This is a genomic window from Mycobacterium sp. 852002-51057_SCH5723018, assembly GCF_001667035.1.
GTDB lineage: Bacteria > Actinomycetota > Actinomycetes > Mycobacteriales > Mycobacteriaceae > Mycobacterium.
Genome location: NZ_LZIR01000030.1, coordinates 38,912 through 54,741 on the forward strand (window position 1 = coordinate 38,912; position 15,830 = coordinate 54,741).

A 15,830-nucleotide genomic window follows, 5' to 3' on the forward strand; every position below is an offset into this window, starting at 1 on the left:
GCCTAGGTCGGGTGCGGCGTTTTGTCGGTGGTTGACGATCGCAAGATCGCCTGGACGGTGCGCCGGCATCGCCCGCAATCGGCGCCCGCTCCGCAGGCCCGGGCGACGTCGTTGGTCGTCGACGCCCCGGCGGCGGCGGCATCGGCCACCGTCTGGCTGGTCACGCCGTTGCACAGGCATACGAACATCGGGCTGGCTCAGTCCGCCTCGATGCGCATCATGTCGAAGAACCGTCCGACGAACAGCGGCGGGTAGGCGCCAACCCCGGCGCCCGACATCCATTGCGCCGCCGCGTCAGGATGGTCGATCCAGTGCCGGGCGCCCTCCTCGTCGGGAAACTCTTGCAGGATCAGAACCTCGTGCTCGTCGTCGAAAGCCTGGAATACCCAGGTCTTTCGGATGCCGGCCGCGGTGAATCTGTCCATCGCCGAGCGGACGCCCGCGGTCAAGGTCGACACGTCGTCGACGCAGGCGATCCCGGCGACCACGACGCCAGGCGCCGCCGGTGCCGGCGGCGGCGCGGGAACGAACCTGTCGATGATCTCGCCGGCAAAGACCGCGGGTATGTCGTCGACGCCGGCGGCGTCGAACCAGTCGAAGAAGACCCGTGAGCGCAGCAGTTCCACAATGGGCTCACGGCTGTGCACCCCGATCATCACCAGCACCCGCCCGTAGTCGTGGGAGGAGGTGTAGACCAGCACGTGGTGTGCCCCAATGTCGGCCAGTGCGGCCTTGTTGCGCTCGAGCAGCGGCCATACCCGGGTCGGATCCGGGACGCGATAGTCCGATGCGATCACCATCGAATGAATGTCGCCGTTATTCAACGGAGTTGGTCCTTCATCACCTTCCCAGTCGCGTTGAGCGGCAGCCCCTCGCGGAACTCGATGCTTCTCGGCACTTTGAACCCCGCCATCCGCCCTCGGCACCAGGTCAGCAGCTCGTCATCGGACACCTTACTTTTCGTCACCACGAAGGCCTTGCACACCTGGCCGAGGCGCTCGTCGGGAACTCCGATCACCGCGGCTTGCGCCACCGCCGGGTGCTCGAGCAGGAACCCCTCGATCTCGGCGGGGTAGGCGTTGAAACCTCCCACGATGAACATGTCCTTCTTGCGCCCGACGACCCGCAGGCGGCCGGCGTCATCGAAGTTACCCAGGTCTCCGGTGTGCAGCCAGCCGTCGGCGTCGATCGCCTCGCCGGTTGCGGCGGGATCGTCGAGATAGCCCTCCATGACGTTGTAGCCGCGGACCAGGATCTCGCCGTCGTCGCCGATGCGCACCTCGACCCCGTCGCAGGGCAGGCCCGCGGTGGTGGCGACATCCTCGAAGGAATCACCCGGCCGGGACAGGGTGACGTTGCCGGCCTCGGTGAGCCCGTAACCGGTCATCAGCGTCTGGAACGGCAGTTCGCCGTGGATGCGGCGGACCAGTTCGACGGGGATGTCGGCGGCGCCGGTCACGCCTGCGCGCAAACTCGACAGCTTGGACTTGTCGGGTACCGTCAGCAGCGAGTGGTACAGCGTCGGCGGGCCGGGGAGCATCGTGATGCGTTCGCGCTCAATGAGATCCACCACGGCGTCGACGTCGAACACCGCAACCGGCAGCATGGTCGCGCCTCGGAGGAAGGACGCGATGAGTCCCGCCTTCAGCCCGAACGTGTGGAAGTACGGGTTGATCATCAGGTAGCGGTCACCCTCGCGCAGGTCGGCGAGGGTCGCCCATTCCTCGTACATCCGCAGCGTTTGACGGTGATTCATCATCGCGCCCTTCGGGCGGCCGGTCGTGCCCGAGGTGAAGATGATGTCGGAGATCTCGGCGCCGCTCACCGCCCGCTCGAACGGGGAGCCGCCCGAGAGGAAGTCGGATTTCAGGTCGATCACCGGTATCCCCGCGGGCACCGCGTAGTCCTGGCCGAGAAATCCCTTCTGAACCAGGACGGCCTTGGCTCCGCTGCGGACGATGATGTCGGCCGCTTCTTCGGACCGGAACCGGGTATTGACGGGAACCAGCACCCCACCCGCGGTGAGCAGCCCGAACGCTGCGATGATCCACTCCGCGGAGTTGGGCGCCCAGATGGCGACCCGTTCGCCCTTGGCGACGCCGAGCTCGGCGAATGCGCCTGCGGCACACCGTATTCGCTCGACGAGTTCGACGAATGTGAGGCGCAGCGGACCGTCGACCAGGGCTTCCGCGTCGCCGAAGCGGTCCGCCGCACTCAAGACCATCTCGGGAATGGTCTGCCACACCCGATTGGCCGGCTCCTCCTCATCGCGCTTCGCGCTCTGCATCGTCGTCGACCCGATCAGTGGCCGTCCGTCACACCGAGACGAGACGAGCCAGGTTGCCGCCCATGATCTTTGCCTGCGACTCAGTGGGCAGGTGTGACAGCGCGTTGACGTAGAACGTCGGCTCCGCCAGCCCTTCCGGGTGCGGCCAGTCGGAGCCGTACAGCACCCGATCCACACCAACGAGGTTGACCAGATCGTCGATGCCGTCCTCGAAGAACGGGCTGACGTGGATGCGGTTCTTGACCATCTCGACTGGGTCACTCGGGAAAACCTCCGGGGCCTTCCGGTAGACCTCGGCCAGGCCGTCCAGCAGCGGGGTCATCCACTTCGAACCGGCCTCGACGATCGCGACCTTCAGCTTGGGATGGCGGTAGAGCGCGCCGTGAATCACCCACGACCCCACCGCGTCCTGGATCGGCCGCCACTCGTTGAGGATCCCCATTGCGTTGGTTTGGAACGGCAGCATCTCCTGTTCGGCGCCGTCCCATTCGGAGGTGTACCGGGAGTAGCCGCTGTCGCTGGAGTGCATGCCGACCAGCACGTCGTGCTCGACGACCCGCTCCCAGAACGGGTCGAACTCGGGCACCGCGAACGACCGGGGGCCACGGAAGCCGGGGACGGGAGCCGGACGGACCAAGATGCAGCGGGCACCACGCTTGACCGCCCACTCCAGCTCCTCGATCGCCTTCTCGACGATCGGCAGGGTGATGACCGGGGTGGTGAAGATCCGGTTCTGGTAGTTGAAGCCCCAGACCTCGTCGAGCCACTCATTCAGCGCATGGATCAGGACGTGGACGGCGACCGGGTCGTCGCGCAGCCGCTCCTCGAGCAGGCTGGCCAGCGTCGGGAACATCAGCGTGCGGTCCAGGCCCAGCTCGTTCATCTTCTCCAGGCGCGGGCCGGGCTCGAAGAACGCCGGGATCGCACGCATCGGCTCGCCGAACAGCTCGCGCTTGCTCTTGCCGTCCGGGTTGCCGTACTTGAAGTACTCCTCCCAGGCACCCGGCCGGGCGACGACCTCGAACGTCGGGTTGGGAATGTAGTTGCTGATCTGGCCGCGAATCGCGATCTTGGTGCGCCCATTGATCTGCACGTACTGGACGAAGTCCTTGTACTGCTTGGGCAGGAACTTGGTCAGCGCCTCCGGCGGCTCATAGAGATGATTGTCCGCGTCAAAGATCGGGAACGGGACGTCCTCCCGGTGCGACAACTGGCCCATGGAATCCTCCTTCTTGATTTGTGAGAATACTATTCTCTAAAGGCGGCCGACCGCAACGTGCACCCCGACCGCGACGCGGTCAGCAGGCAGCGGTGATTTTGAAGGTGGCGGTGGCCGGTTCGCTCGGTTTGTCGGTCTTGTAGCCGTTGGCGGTACCGGTGATCGTGTATTTCTCGGCGTTCATGCTCATCTTGGCGTCGCCCCCGTCGCCCCGCGAGTACATGCCGCTGAAGCCGCCCAGGTTCTGTATATGTACGGACTCAGCGGCGGCCGGCTCCCCGCGCTGGTCGATCACCACCTTTGCCCCAGCGAAATCGCTGCCGATCTCGATCGTCCGGATCCACTCCACCTGACTGCACTTGACGACATGGAAATCCGTGCCGTTTCCGTTGACGGTCACCGACGCCGTGCTGGAGAGCTGGGTTTGCGGACGCGACGTGCACGACGCGAGCATCGCAATGGCCAACCCCGCAACGGCAGCCGCCGCGATCCGGTTCCGCACTAGTCCCCCTCGATCCCGAGCGACGAAACTTCTGGCCTGCTGCGATGATGTTATTCTCGCCGAAAGAGAATGCCAATATCGGTCGTTCTCCCGCAAGGAGCAAACTACGCATGGTGGACCTGGAGTTCGATGACGGACTGGCGGTGCTCACCATCGATCGCCCCCACGCGCGCAATGCCATCTCGCTGGACACCATGGAACAGCTGGAGAAGGCGCTCGATGCGGCGACGGGCGCGCGAGCCCTCGTCATCAAGGGCGCGGGCGATCGCGCGTTCGTGTCGGGCGGTGATCTCAAGGAGTTGAGCGCGCTGCGGACCGAGGAGGATGCCTCGGCGATGGCCAAGCGGATGCGGTCGATCTGCGATCAGCTCGCCGGCTTCCCGGCTCCGGTGATTGCCGCACTGAACGGCCACGCCTTCGGCGGCGGCGCGGAGGTCGCCGTGGCCGCGGACATTCGGGTGGCCGCCGACGACATCAAGATCGCCTTCAATCAGGTGCAGTTGGAAATCATGCCGGCCTGGGGCGGCGCCGAGCGACTGGCCGCGCTCGTCGGCAAGGGCAGGGCGCTTCTGCTGGCCGGCAGCGGAACCGCCCTCAGCGCGACCGAAGCCGAGCGGATCGGCCTGGTCGATCTGGTGCTGCCGCGCGCCTCGTTCGACGAAGGATGGCGTTCAGTTGCGAGGTCGCTGGCCCGCCACCCCGCGGCCGAGATAAAGCGCGTAATCAGCGGAGTGTCGCCCGACGAGGCGACAGCATCATTTGCCCGGCTGTGGGTTGCCGACGCTCACTGGCGGGCCGCAGAGCGGGTAATGAACCGCACCGCGAACTCGCGCCCGGCGGCCGGAGGAGCGACCTGACCACCCAATCATTGGGCGTGGAGTCGGTGAGTGAGCTATAGGTAGTTTCACTGCGCCCTGTCGGCGGACGGAACCGTCGTCGTTTCCAAGGACGGTCCGATAGGTGTGCTCTCTTCGCGGCGGACCTGGTGAACCACCCAGGCCGGCGGTATGTCCGCAACCGGCCGCGGCTCGCCTTCCAGACGACGCAGGTAACTTTCGACCAGCTCCAATGTTTCGGCATGCCCGCCGGACATGCCGATCGCCTGCTCGAGCACCAGCATCCGCGACAAGCTGGTCATCAAGACCGTCCACACCACCGGCGGCACATCCCCGCCGTCTTCCTGAGTATTCAAGCCGTAGCGCTGCAGCGCCGCGGTCACCGCTCGGCGTTGTTCCTCGCGGAAACGTTCGGCGTAGTAGGCGATTTCGGCCCCCATCTCCTTGCGGTGGTTGGCCAGCGCCATGAACTCCATCGAAATCCGCGTGAATCCGGGATCGGTGCCGAATCGCCACAGCGCCCACAACGGCTGAGGCGATTGCAGCGCCTGCGCCTGCACCGCGAGGCCTTCTTCGGCGCGGCGGCGGAAGACCTCGAGGAAGAGCTCGTCCATGGTCCGGAAGTAGTAGTGCACCAGCTGGGGTTTCAACCCTGCCTTGTTAGCCAGTCGGCGCGACGTCACCGCCGCGTAGCCCTCTTCGAGCATCAGCTGCTCGGCCGCATCGAGCAGCAGGCCGCGGTTCTTCGCGTCCGGCGCCCCGATTCGGCGGGCCACGGAAACAGACGCCATGCCTTGTGCTCCATACTCTCGACGTACTCGCGACATCCCGTGTCGACCATGCCCGATCGTAGTCAGGTCGTCGCGTTGCGACCTTGACCCTGACATTACCGCCATGCTAAGCAGATGCTCAGCACTGCATGGATATCTGACTTGGGGCGGCGCAAAGTCTCGTCGCTAAACCACCATTCGGCCGAAGCCGGCATCGGGAGGCACGTAGACATGAGCAACTTCGCCACGATCGACTTCTTCACCGATTCGTCTCTGGTGCCCGATCCGCATCCCTACTTCGACTACCTGCGCAGCCAAAACCCGGTGCTGCCGCTACCGCATCACGGCGTCGTCGCCGTCACCGGTTACGAAGAGGCCAGCGAGGTCTACAAGGACACCGACACCTTCTCGAACATCGTCGCGCTCGGCGGCCCCTTCCCGCCGCTGCCCTTCGAGCCCGAGGGCGACGACATCAGCCCCCAGATCGACCAGCACCGCAGTTACTTCCCGATGTATGAGCACATGGTGACCATGGATCCCCCGGACCACACCCGTGCCCGATCGGTGCTGAGCCGGCTGCTGACGCCCAGCAGGCTGAAGCAGAACGAGGAGTTCATGTGGCGCCTCGCCGACCGCCAGCTCGACGAGTTTCTCACCAACGGCGAGTGCGAGTTCATCGGCGAATACTCAAAGCCATTCGCCACGTTGGTCATCGCCGACCTGCTCGGCGTCCCCGAGGAGGACCACAAAGAGTTCCGCGTCGTGTTGGGCGCCGACAAGCCCGGTCGAGTGGGCGCCTTGGACCACGAGTCGGTCGGCATCAACCCGCTGGAGTGGCTCGACGACAAGTTCTGCACCTACATCGAGGACCGGCGCCGCGAACCCCGCAACGACGTCCTGACCTCGCTGGCCACCGCGAAGTATCCGGATGGATCCACACCCGAGGTCATCGAGGTGGTTCGTTCGGCCACGTTCCTTTTCGCCGCCGGGCAGGAGACCACGGCCAAGCTGCTCAGCGCCGCGCTGCACGTGATGGCCGAGCGGCCCGACATCCAGCGACGGTTGCGTGACGACCGCAGCCTGATCCCCGGGTTCATCGAGGAAGCGCTGCGCATGGAGAGCCCCGTCAAGTGCGACTCACGGCTGGCCCGCAAGGCCACCACGGTGGGTGGCGTGGACATCGCGCCCGGGACCGTGGTGATGGTGCTGCCGGGCGCGGCGAACCGCGACCCACGCCGGTTTGACGACCCACACGAGTTCCGCATCGACAGAAAGAATGTCCGCGAGCACATGGCGTTCGCCCGGGGCGTGCACTCGTGCCCGGGTGGGCCGCTGGCGCGGGTGGAGGGCCGGGTCTCCATCGAGCGCATCCTGGACCGGATGGACGACATCAAGATCGACGAAGTCAAACACGGGCCGGCCCACGATCGCCGATACACCTACGAGCCGACGTACATCCTACGCGGGCTCAGCGAACTCCACCTCACGTTCACCCCGAACGGTTAAGCGCACCAACATAATCGGACCACGGCGCACGTCAGGCTAGGGACCCGCTCTCGATCCGCTCGAAAATGCCGGAGAACTCGAACGGGGTTTGCGCTATTCCGCTGCCGTCGACGGCATCGACGGCGCCCAACGTGCCTGTGACGTCGCGGGGCAGCTCCCACATGGACAGTTCGCCGATGTTGTTCTGCTGGGCGAAGGCGGTCAGCTGTTGGGCGTTGGCGAGGCTGAAGATCTCGCTCGGGTCGTCGTTGATCCCGATCAGCGGCGTCACCCCCAGCATGTGCCATGCCTGCTGGCTGGACATCGACGGGTAGAGCGTCATCAGCTGGCCATGGGTGGCCGTCGCGGCATCGATCGCGTACACGCCCATGCCCGGGTTTCCGGTCTGATCGAACCCATTGCCGTAGTCCATGGCCATGACGTTCACGCGGGATACGTCCACGCCGTTGGCCGCGGCGATATGGAGAACGTTCAGCCCGCCGCCCTGCCCGGTGACCAGACCGGTCGGCAGCACCGGGAGGGTGTACGAGACCCTCACGGGCGTGCCGTTAGCCGCCTCCTGCTGCTGCAGCATGGCGACCGCCTGCGCCTGCGTCGTCAGCGCTGGAGTGTTGGACTGCAACGCACCTTCGACGTCGAAGTCGAGATTGTAGATCTTGTAGGTGTTTACGACCGACGAGTAGTCCTGCGCCAGCGCGGTCGGCGTCTGACCGCTGACGGCAGAGAGGTCTGTACCCGCCGCGCCGCCGAATGAGATGGTCCCGTTGATGCCGGCCGTGTGCATGTTGGCGATCTGGTTGTTGATGTACGAGCTTTGGGAGCCACCGGCGACGTCGTACGCCGAATAGCCGCCCCAGGCCGCATGACCGGTTGGGTCGGCGGTGATGAAGGCGAGCGTGGCGTTCTTGACTCCCGCCTGGGCGGCGGAAGCGAAATCGTACCCGCTGGGCCCGGGCCAGAGCGTGATGTCGACGTAGGGTGAGTACTCCCCCGAATCGGAACCTGTTCCGCCGGTGCCGCCCGTGCCGGTGCCACCTGTTCCGGTGCCGCCGGTAGCGCCGCCGTTGATCCCGTTGGCGCCCGGCTGGCCGAACAACAGCCCGCCGCGGCCGCCGGCGCCGCCGAGGCCGCCGGCCCCGCCACCGCCGCCCCGGCCGCCGTTGCCGAACAACCCGGCGTCACCACCTTTGCCGCCGCCCTGGCCGGGACCGCCGGAAGCGCCATTGCCGCCGTTGCCGACCAAAAGGCCGCCGGGCCCGCCGTTTTGACTGGTGCCCGGCACGCCGTCGGTTCCGTTACCGATCAGCGGGCGGCCCAGCATCGCGTCGGTGGGCGCGTTGATCAGGCTCAGGGCGTCCTGTTCCAGGGTCTGCAACGGCAAGGTGTTGGCCGCCTCCGCGGCCACATACGAATTCCCCGCGCCGTTCAACGCCCGCAGGAATTGCCGGTGGAAGCTCGCCGCTTGCGCGTTGAGCGTCTGATAGGCCCGGGCGTAGCCGGAAAACAGCGATGCGATCGCAGTCGACACCTCGTCACCGGCTGCGGGCATTAGCGCGGTGGTCGGGAACATCGCCGCCGCATTGGCCGCGCTGAGCGCCGAACCGATACCGGCCAGATCCGAGGCCGCCGAGGCCAGCATCGCCGGTGTTGCAATCAGAAACGTCATGGCGCTACCTGCTTTTCATGTCCCGCGCATCGGGAGATCTGGCAGATGCTATTGAGCGCGGGTAAAACACCAAAGACACCGCGAAATAACCGTTATCGAACCGTTATGCAGGGCGTATATCTATATGACACTGTCCGCTCTCGCGTCCAGCGTATTGACATCGATCCCCGGTTGATCAGCGCCGGGAGCATCGCATGCCCGGGGCTACGCGAGCGTCGTTCCGATGAAATAGCTGCCGAGCAGAGCGACGGCCATAAGCCCAACCCAGGCGTCGGTCAGGCGGCACAGCAGGGCGGGAGCCTGCCTGACTTCCATGAACTCACGAAAAATGATGCGCACCTTGATGAGTGCGATCACGATGACGCTCGACGTGACCACCGCACTGGGTCTTAGGGTTCGGTCCACCGAGTGGTCTATCGCCAGGTAGCCCAACGTGAGTGAAGCCAAGATCACCCATACCACCAGCAGCCTCTTGTTGAATTTCACTCCTCACCTCACCACGTAGAGCAACGCAAAGATGAGCACCCACAAGAAATCGACGGTGTGCCAATAGGTTGCGCACGTTTCGACGACCTCCTGAGCCCCCTGGGATCCTCTTGCCGGGCCGCGAAGTCGGTAGACGATGACGCCAAGGACGACGAAGCCGATCAGCAGGTGCACAAAGTGGATTCCGGTAAGAAAGAAGTAGTAGGTGAAGAAGTCGTTGCTGTCGAAGCCATTTCCCATGCGGACCAACCGGACCCACTCAAACACCTTGAAAAAAAGGAACACTGCGGCGAATGCGGCCGTGATGAAGACATCTCTGAGCGCCGCTCGGTAGGCGCGGGCGCGGGCCGACTGGACGCAGCGCGCCACCGACCACGAGCTCAGCAGCAGGACGAGGGTGTTGAAAACCCCGATCCGCAGGTCGAGCTGAGCCTGGGAGTGTAGGAAAAGTTCGGGACTTCGGGCGCGATAGAACAGGTAGAAGCCGAAATACGCTGTGAAAACTAATGTCTCGAAAAGCACGAATGCCCACATGTCCGGCTGGCCCGGCACGAACCTGGCGCGTTTGCCCGCTTCGGCAACTTCCGTCATCAGGCCGCCGCCTTGTCGGATCGGTTGGCTTTCGATTTCCGCGCGAGGTCCGGCAGCGGCCCGGTGCCGAAGTCCTCGCGCCGGATCATCAGATACAGCATGACAACGAAAGTGACCTGGTAGATGCCGAACACGACCATGTCCAGCCACCAGGCGATCTCGCCATTCCACGCCAGCACACCACGCCGAAAGATCCAACAGGGCGCCACTACGACCTCGGTGAGCGCGTTGCACAGGTTGAGATAGCCGAACCACTTGGGGAACACCCGATTCTTGTCGAGCAGAATCGCGACCATCCAGATCAGCGAGCCGATCAGGAAGACTCCCATGGTCCCGTCGAAAGACAAGAAAGCGAAGTCGTAGAGCCAAGCCATCGCTTCGGGGTCACGCTCTGGTCGCAGTGTCCCGACGATCAGTGCGATGTTGAGCAGCAGCATTCCGGGAACCGCACTGAACGAGTAGATAAGCAGATACGAATACGCGAACGCGCGGCTGACCGACATGCGTCGCATCGAATACGCGATGAGGGCGTTGTTGGTCGCGATCATGCCGCCAATGGCGAAAATGATGCCAAAGCCAACAGGTATGCCGAGGTGGCGTTCGTGGAACCAGTGCACCTGCGTTGCGAGGTCCCAGGTCGGCTGCGGCGGGGGCTGGACTTGCGCCACGATGAAGAACACCGGGAAGAACACGTTGTAAAAGACGACGAGCGCCCACCACGCCAACCAGAGCTCGCGTTTGGGGTTGTGCCGCAGATGCCAGGCGATCCGGTGATGCAGCGGGCCGGAGGGGGGTGTGGCCGGCGACGTCGGCGGTGTCATCACCGCGCTCATGCATTCACCAGTTCTTCTCCGCGCCCCCGGTCTTCGGCGCGCTCGCGATAAACGGCATGCCCCAATGCAACGCCCATCACGATGATCCAAACGGCGATGGCAACGTTTTTCACCCAGAACGACAGGAAGCCGTCCCACGCCAGCGGGCCGGTCAATGACACTCCGACAAAGGCTGCGGGCACCAGGGCCGCGGCCACGAGAAGGTTGAAGTGCGCCACCCAACGTTTGAATACTGGGCGCGGCTGATCGTCGAAATAGATTGCCAGGGCGAGGATCACGCTCTGCCCGATCAGAAACGGGACTAGGATGGTGAAGGTCATCCAGGCGAAATCGTTGAGGAGCTGAGTCAGCTCCGGACTCCGTTCCGGACGGAAGGCGGCGAGCAGCCAGCAGACGTTGGCGACGAGGAACAACGTCGGGCCGCCGGAAACGCAACCCAACATGGCGTAGGAGAAGATCGGCGTCCGATGGGCCATTCGGCGGATCTGCAGCACGATCAGAGCCAGGATCGGGACGAGGCCCACACCGAACCAGTTGAAAGCGATCATGCTGTACCGGATCTGCGGGAGGTGGGCCGGATCGCGGTAGAACGCGGCAACCTGCTCCGCCGGCATCGAGGGTGACATCGGCGGATTGAAGCCCGGAAAGAGGAGAAAGCTGGCGATCCAGAGGATCAGCGAGACGGGCAACGTCCACAGCAGAATCAGCTCGCCATCGGTATGCCGCAGCGCACCGCGGCGCGCAGCCGCATCGCCCCCGCCGACGTCGGACATCGATACTCCCTCCCACGCGCGCGACCGCCTACGTAGTCATGGCTTGCCCGCGAAACTAGCCGCTCGGCTAGCCTGAGGTCAATAGCCGTTCGGCTAGTCTCGTTGTGTGGTACCAGCGCAACAACCGGTCGACGACGGCGAGCTGCGGGTCGTCCAGCACAGCGCCGCTCGCACCCGCGTGCTCGACGCCGCGCTGGACTTGTTCGCCCGGCACGGCGTCAGCGGTACCTCGCTGCAGATGATCGCCGACGCCGTCGGAATCACGAAAGCCGCTGTTTACCACCAATTCCGCACCAAGGAGCAGATCGTGCTCGCGGTCACCGAGCGTGAACTCTTTCGGCTGGCTCCGGCGCTCGAAGAAGCCGAGGCGCACGGCGACGGACCGGAGGCCCGTGATGCGCTGCTGGTGCGCATGGTCGAGATGGCGGTCCGAGACCGCCGGCTGGTGCGGACGCTGCAGTTCGATCCCGTCGTAGTCCGGCTGCTGGCCGAACACAAGCCGCTGCAGCGCTTCATGGACCGTCTGTATCGGGTGTTGCTGAGCGACGCCGGCCTGGACGGACGGATCGAGGCCGCCATGTTCTCAGGCGCGATCAGCGCCGCCGTTATGCATCCCCTGATCGCCGACGTCGACGACGACACTCTGCTCGACCGGCTTACCGACCTGAGCCGGCGCCTGCTCGGCCTACATCAAACGGCCCACAACTGACAGGGTTTCGCCGACCGAAGTCCTCGGCGGCTTCACCGGCCGGCTTCCACGTCCGCGTGGTCGTTTTACGGGAATCTTGTCCGCCGCCTTATAGAATGAGCCGCACTTCAGGGTCTAGAAAAGGCCTGGGCGGTGCTATTCTCCGCTAGGGAGAATGCCAATATCGGGCGATGGAGACCGGGGCATGGTTACTGCTAGGACCCTGCTGGGCGCGGCGCTGGCGTTGCTGTCGGCGACGACGAGCCTGGCCGCGGCCCCGCCGACGCGCGCGGACGACCCGGTCATGCACCACGTGAAATACACCGTTTCGGCTGCCAATCCGATCTATGCCGATATTTATTACCTCGACCAGGAACCCCCGAAGTTCTCCGACTACAGCCACAACCCGTACCAATTCGTCCCCAACATCCAGGCCGATATCGCCCCGGGTAAACCGTGGAGCTACGAACTGGACCTGGCTAACCCCGAGGTGTGGGCGCTGGTCACGGCCAGCACCGGTACCGAACCGGGCGCGCCCTCGTTCCACTGCGATCTCACCGTCGACGGACAGGTCGTCGTATCCAAAGACGGCGCCAAGGGAGTGCTCTGCTCGTTGCGGAGCTGGTAGGTGACCTTGAGCCCCACAAACCCCACAATGGCCCCGCGTCGCCGACGGGTTTAGGTGTCGCCGCGGACCCAGGTCGTATGGCCGGCCTCAGCTATGCAGACCAGGAACAGGCCGTCGGGCGCCTGCGCCACGTAGTTCTGATACTGGGTGCAGTCGGAGCCCTCATCCTTGATACCCGCCATCGGAGGCGACCGGAACCATCGCGGCTGGTACCTTCTCGGCGACCCGCAGAACATCAGCCGTCCAGGCTGTGAGGCGAAGGAAACGTAATTGTCCGCCGTCCCGAAGGCGTAGTAAGTGGTGTTGTCACACGGCGCGCCGAGAACCTGATGCGGCATGATGCCGGGGGTGCAGGCGGGGTAGTCGCACACAGTCGGCCCGGCAGAGGCCGACGGCGCCGCCAGCACACTGGCGCCGAGCAACGCGGCAGCCAGTGCCACGATGGATCGCACCCCATTACTTTGCCACACCTAAAAAGAAACCGAAATGAAAATTCTCTTATTTGGAGAGGATCTCCCCAAGAGGCACACGCCCGGCGACAGCGGTAAGCCCATGTCCGGAAGTGATAAGCTGCTTCTCCGTGCATGATCCGGAGCGGCCAGAGGCAACCATGGGGTCGCGGCAGCGTTCGCCGGAGGCGTCTGACGCCGACGGTCGTGATGACCGGGCGGACATGACGGATCCCGACGGACCCCACCCACTCTCGCCTGGCGGCTCTGGCGCCGAAACGCCCACTTCGGTAGCGGAAGCAGAAGACGAGGCGGCCCAGGCGGAAGCGCGCGCCGAGGCGGCTCGCGCGCGTGTCATGCGCCTGCGCCAGGCAGCCGGAACCAGGTCCGGTGATCCCAGTGACACAACAGAAACCGCGGACGCGAACGACGAGGACAGCACCGTCCCGCGCGCCGTTGGCCAACGCGCCACGAAGTCGTCCCGATCGCGGCCACGGTGGCTCCGCGCCCCAGGACGGAAAGCGGTAGCTGTTGGTGCCGCGATCGTGCTCGCCTGCGCCTCGCTCGGCGCCAGCGGCTACATGGTGTGGCAGCACTACACCATCGTGCACAACCGGCAGCTCTCCGCCGAGTTCGCTACGGCTGCGCGGCAAGGGGTTACGGCGCTGATGTCGATGGACTCCCAGCATGCCAAAGAGGACATCCAGCGCCTCATCGACGCTTGCACGGGCCAGCTCAAGACCCAACTCGAAGCGACCTCAGGCGTTATGGCTAAAAGCGCCGAGGACTCAAAGGTCGTCAGCAAGGTCACGGTGGAAGCCGTCGCTGTCGAGTCGGTGACCGACAATTCGGCAGTCGTGCTCGTCGCGGCGAAATCCGATGTGACCAATCCTGATAACACGAAACGACCATCCGCCTTGTGGCGGCTCAGCGTCAATCTCGACCGCGACGGTGGTCAGCTCAAGATGTCGAAAGTTGATTTCTTGCAATGACTGTCGAGCATGGCTCGCCGCTGGACAGCACCGAAACAGCGATTGACGGCGCGGAGACTGCGGCGGCCGGCGAGGATGCGGGACCACCCGCTCGCGAGGGACGGGCACGCGTCGGCGGGCTAGCCCCGATTAGGCGCTGGACCCGCCGGTGTTTGACGAGGTGGCGTTCAATTGTGGCGACAGTGTTGGTCGTTGCCACGGTGGGACTCGCCGTCGGCTTGTTCTTCATTTGGTACCGTCCGGATCGGCAGATCGACGATGCGAGGGCACGCCGAGCGGTCCAGGCGGCGTCAGATGCCACCGTAGATGTGTTGTCGTATTCCTACACCGCTCTGGACCGTGACTTCGCCAAGGCGAAATCACATCTCACCGGCGGCTTTTTGACCTACTACAGCAAGTTCACCGAACAAATCGTCGGGCCGGTGGCGCAGCAGGGGCAACTGACGGTGACCGCCAAGGTGATTCGGGCCGCGGTTTCGGATTTACATCCCGACTCGGCTGTCGTGCTGGTCTTCGTCGACCAGACCACGGCAAGCAAACAAAAGCCGGAACCCGTCAAGGCCGACAGCAGCGTCCTGGTCACGCTGAAGAAGGTCAACGGTTCCTGGTTGATCGAGAAATTCGATCCGGTCGGATGAGCACGGTAAATCTTCGGTTCGAACCATTACCTCGTCGGCCGAAGCGGTGTAACGTCATCGCTCGAGAACGCCGCAAACGATCCCAAAGCTGCTTATAGGAATTGCCGGATTACGCGCGTCGAGGAGCACCTGATGCGTTCAGTTGGAACACTCCACATCGCAACGCTGGTGGCTGCCACCGTATTCGGCAGTTTGGGCACGGCATCCACAGCCCAGGCTAAAACCAAGGAAGATGTGGCCATCAACGGGACATATCGCGCCACGTCCATCGGCGATTACGCCAAGACCAACGATCAGTTCAACGGCGAGGCCACGGTCACCCAAACATGGACCATCAGCTCGTCATGCGTCACATTTCAGGAATGCCACGGCACGGTGACGAGCGACCAGGGATGGACCGCGCCGCTATATATGCTTGACAGCATCATGTGGTACGTAAAGCGCGATGTGCCGAACTGGGAGCGGTGCGCCGACGGTACCGCGTTCACGGGGCAGCAGACATTCTATTTCTATCCGGTGAACGAGAATGGTGAATTTACACTCGGCGCGCCGACCTTGGCCGGAAAGGACAAGACGGTCGGCCCGAGTGGTGCCTGCGGGCAGAACCAGTGGCTTGATATCGCGATGCCACTACGCCTCGACAAGCTAGGCTGACCGGGCGTTCCAGCCCCGTTGCCCCGCTGCTCTTTTTGGCCCCTTCGCGTCCCGCATCGTTGCGGAGCGGCTTTCAGGTGGGAAGCATATCCCGCCACGTCTTAGGCGGTGTCGCCGTCGCGAGATCCGACTGCTGGTACAGCTTTCCGTCCGGGCCGACATAGCGACCGGTACGCGGGTCGTAGTGGGCGACCGCGATCGACGGCACCGGTTTACCGGCTCCCCCACCGAATGAGCTTGGGGCAGCCTGCGGCCCTTCACCATTGGCCGTGCCGGGTGGCGCGGCATCGGGAGGCGCCGGCGGTGCGGGCG

19 protein-coding genes and 1 pseudogene are annotated in these 15,830 nt (G+C 64.5%); 7 read left to right on the plus strand and 13 right to left on the minus strand.

Annotated elements, in window-relative coordinates; all coding sequences use genetic code 11:
* Positions 1-2: 2 nt before the first annotated feature.
* The 5 genes from A5764_RS08085 to A5764_RS08105 all read right to left on the minus strand — a co-directional run bounded on the left by A5764_RS08085 (position 3) and on the right by A5764_RS08105 (position 4,008).
* Entirely contained in the window at positions 3-188 is a 186-nt protein-coding gene (locus A5764_RS08085) for a bacterioferritin-associated ferredoxin (protein ID WP_067111324.1), read from the minus strand.
* Between the two features lie 9 nt (positions 189-197).
* A complete protein-coding gene (locus A5764_RS08090) occupies positions 198-824 on the minus strand; it encodes a fatty-acid--CoA ligase (RefSeq protein ID WP_067111327.1) in 627 nt (208 codons plus the stop codon).
* On the minus strand, positions 821-2,287 hold the full coding sequence (locus tag A5764_RS08095) for a FadD3 family acyl-CoA ligase (RefSeq protein ID WP_082951576.1): 1,467 nt from the start codon (positions 2,285-2,287) through the stop codon (positions 821-823). The genes A5764_RS08090 and A5764_RS08095 overlap by 4 nt, the downstream gene beginning before the upstream one ends.
* Before the next feature lie 28 nt (positions 2,288-2,315).
* Positions 2,316-3,506 (minus strand): amidohydrolase family protein, encoded by a 1,191-nt coding sequence (locus A5764_RS08100; protein ID WP_067111329.1) that lies wholly within the window; start codon positions 3,504-3,506, stop codon positions 2,316-2,318.
* A gap of 79 nt (positions 3,507-3,585) precedes the next feature.
* Complete coding sequence (locus tag A5764_RS08105) at positions 3,586-4,008, minus strand: lipoprotein LpqH (RefSeq protein ID WP_067111332.1); 423 nt, start codon at positions 4,006-4,008, stop codon at positions 3,586-3,588.
* A 110-nt stretch (positions 4,009-4,118) separates the two neighbouring features.
* Between A5764_RS08105 and A5764_RS08110 the strand changes: the two genes are divergently transcribed.
* Entirely contained in the window at positions 4,119-4,865 is a 747-nt protein-coding gene (locus A5764_RS08110; RefSeq protein WP_067111334.1) for an enoyl-CoA hydratase/isomerase family protein, read from the plus strand.
* Positions 4,866-4,912: 47 nt separating this feature from the next.
* Here A5764_RS08110 and A5764_RS08115 read toward each other — a convergent pair whose 3' ends face one another.
* On the minus strand, positions 4,913-5,635 hold the full coding sequence (locus tag A5764_RS08115; protein ID WP_067111337.1) for a TetR/AcrR family transcriptional regulator: 723 nt from the start codon (positions 5,633-5,635) through the stop codon (positions 4,913-4,915).
* A gap of 210 nt (positions 5,636-5,845) precedes the next feature.
* On the opposite strand from A5764_RS08115, the gene A5764_RS08120 reads away from it, so the two are divergent.
* Positions 5,846-7,120 (plus strand): cytochrome P450, encoded by a 1,275-nt coding sequence (locus A5764_RS08120; RefSeq protein WP_067111340.1) that lies wholly within the window; start codon positions 5,846-5,848, stop codon positions 7,118-7,120.
* A gap of 31 nt (positions 7,121-7,151) precedes the next feature.
* On the opposite strand, the gene A5764_RS08125 is transcribed toward A5764_RS08120, so the two are convergent.
* The 5 genes from A5764_RS08125 to A5764_RS08145 all read right to left on the minus strand — a co-directional run bounded on the left by A5764_RS08125 (position 7,152) and on the right by A5764_RS08145 (position 11,469).
* A complete protein-coding gene (locus A5764_RS08125; protein WP_067111343.1) occupies positions 7,152-8,786 on the minus strand; it encodes a PE domain-containing protein in 1,635 nt (544 codons plus the stop codon).
* Positions 8,787-8,990: 204 nt separating this feature from the next.
* Positions 8,991-9,272 carry a cytochrome C oxidase subunit IV family protein gene (locus tag A5764_RS08130; RefSeq protein ID WP_067111346.1) on the minus strand — a complete coding sequence of 94 codons (282 nt, stop codon included), beginning with the start codon at positions 9,270-9,272 and terminating at the stop codon, positions 8,991-8,993.
* Between the two features lie 3 nt (positions 9,273-9,275).
* Positions 9,276-9,863 carry a cytochrome c oxidase subunit 3 gene (locus tag A5764_RS08135; RefSeq protein WP_067111349.1) on the minus strand — a complete coding sequence of 196 codons (588 nt, stop codon included), beginning with the start codon at positions 9,861-9,863 and terminating at the stop codon, positions 9,276-9,278.
* Positions 9,863-10,696, minus strand: coding sequence for a hypothetical protein (locus A5764_RS08140; RefSeq protein WP_067111351.1), 834 nt, complete (start codon positions 10,694-10,696; stop codon positions 9,863-9,865). Before A5764_RS08140 ends, A5764_RS08135 begins: the two co-directional genes overlap by 1 nt.
* The gene (locus tag A5764_RS08145; protein WP_067111354.1) at positions 10,693-11,469 is read right to left on the minus strand and encodes a hypothetical protein; all 777 of its coding nucleotides are present in this window, start codon (positions 11,467-11,469) and stop codon (positions 10,693-10,695) included. Before A5764_RS08145 ends, A5764_RS08140 begins: the two co-directional genes overlap by 4 nt.
* Positions 11,470-11,575: 106 nt before the next feature.
* Between A5764_RS08145 and A5764_RS08150 the strand changes: the two genes are divergently transcribed.
* Complete coding sequence (locus A5764_RS08150) at positions 11,576-12,178, plus strand: TetR/AcrR family transcriptional regulator (RefSeq protein ID WP_067111357.1); 603 nt, start codon at positions 11,576-11,578, stop codon at positions 12,176-12,178.
* Between the two features lie 283 nt (positions 12,179-12,461).
* Positions 12,462-12,785, plus strand: a complete 324-nt coding sequence (locus A5764_RS08155; RefSeq protein ID WP_082951577.1) for a hypothetical protein — start codon at positions 12,462-12,464, stop codon at positions 12,783-12,785.
* A gap of 50 nt (positions 12,786-12,835) precedes the next feature.
* Here the strand turns inward: A5764_RS08155 and A5764_RS08160 are convergent, their stop codons facing one another.
* On the minus strand, positions 12,836-13,237 hold the full coding sequence (locus tag A5764_RS08160; protein WP_231989649.1) for a hypothetical protein: 402 nt from the start codon (positions 13,235-13,237) through the stop codon (positions 12,836-12,838).
* A gap of 221 nt (positions 13,238-13,458) precedes the next feature.
* Between A5764_RS08160 and A5764_RS08165 the strand changes: the two genes are divergently transcribed.
* The 3 genes from A5764_RS08165 (at position 13,459) to A5764_RS08175 (ending at position 15,518) form a co-directional block, all read left to right on the plus strand.
* Complete coding sequence (locus A5764_RS08165; RefSeq protein ID WP_067111363.1) at positions 13,459-14,226, plus strand: hypothetical protein; 768 nt, start codon at positions 13,459-13,461, stop codon at positions 14,224-14,226.
* Positions 14,223-14,864 (plus strand): hypothetical protein, encoded by a 642-nt coding sequence (locus A5764_RS08170; RefSeq protein ID WP_067111366.1) that lies wholly within the window; start codon positions 14,223-14,225, stop codon positions 14,862-14,864. The genes A5764_RS08165 and A5764_RS08170 overlap by 4 nt, the downstream gene beginning before the upstream one ends.
* A 132-nt stretch (positions 14,865-14,996) precedes the next feature.
* A complete protein-coding gene (locus A5764_RS08175; RefSeq protein WP_067111370.1) occupies positions 14,997-15,518 on the plus strand; it encodes a hypothetical protein in 522 nt (173 codons plus the stop codon).
* A 73-nt stretch (positions 15,519-15,591) separates the two neighbouring features.
* On the opposite strand, the pseudogene A5764_RS29260 reads toward A5764_RS08175, so the two are convergent.
* Positions 15,592-15,830 (minus strand): annotated as a pseudogene (locus A5764_RS29260) (mammalian cell entry protein); the annotation flags it as partial.

Coding starts and splice junctions, on each gene's coding strand:
- A5764_RS08140 (WP_067111351.1), bottom strand. CDS start 10,696: ATGAGCGCGGTGATGACACCGCCGACGTCGCCGGCCACACCCCCCTCC.
- A5764_RS08170 (WP_067111366.1), top strand. CDS start 14,223: ATGACTGTCGAGCATGGCTCGCCGCTGGACAGCACCGAAACAGCGATT.
- A5764_RS08095 (WP_082951576.1), bottom strand. CDS start 2,287: ATGCAGAGCGCGAAGCGCGATGAGGAGGAGCCGGCCAATCGGGTGTGG.
- A5764_RS08110 (WP_067111334.1), top strand. CDS start 4,119: ATGGTGGACCTGGAGTTCGATGACGGACTGGCGGTGCTCACCATCGAT.
- A5764_RS08145 (WP_067111354.1), bottom strand. CDS start 11,469: ATGTCCGACGTCGGCGGGGGCGATGCGGCTGCGCGCCGCGGTGCGCTG.
- A5764_RS08125 (WP_067111343.1), bottom strand. CDS start 8,786: ATGACGTTTCTGATTGCAACACCGGCGATGCTGGCCTCGGCGGCCTCG.
- A5764_RS08100 (WP_067111329.1), bottom strand. CDS start 3,506: ATGGGCCAGTTGTCGCACCGGGAGGACGTCCCGTTCCCGATCTTTGAC.
- A5764_RS08155 (WP_082951577.1), top strand. CDS start 12,462: ATGCACCACGTGAAATACACCGTTTCGGCTGCCAATCCGATCTATGCC.
- A5764_RS08165 (WP_067111363.1), top strand. CDS start 13,459: ATGACGGATCCCGACGGACCCCACCCACTCTCGCCTGGCGGCTCTGGC.
- A5764_RS08085 (WP_067111324.1), bottom strand. CDS start 188: ATGTTCGTATGCCTGTGCAACGGCGTGACCAGCCAGACGGTGGCCGAT.
- A5764_RS08115 (WP_067111337.1), bottom strand. CDS start 5,635: ATGGCGTCTGTTTCCGTGGCCCGCCGAATCGGGGCGCCGGACGCGAAG.
- A5764_RS08175 (WP_067111370.1), top strand. CDS start 14,997: ATGCGTTCAGTTGGAACACTCCACATCGCAACGCTGGTGGCTGCCACC.
- A5764_RS08135 (WP_067111349.1), bottom strand. CDS start 9,863: ATGACGGAAGTTGCCGAAGCGGGCAAACGCGCCAGGTTCGTGCCGGGC.
- A5764_RS08120 (WP_067111340.1), top strand. CDS start 5,846: ATGAGCAACTTCGCCACGATCGACTTCTTCACCGATTCGTCTCTGGTG.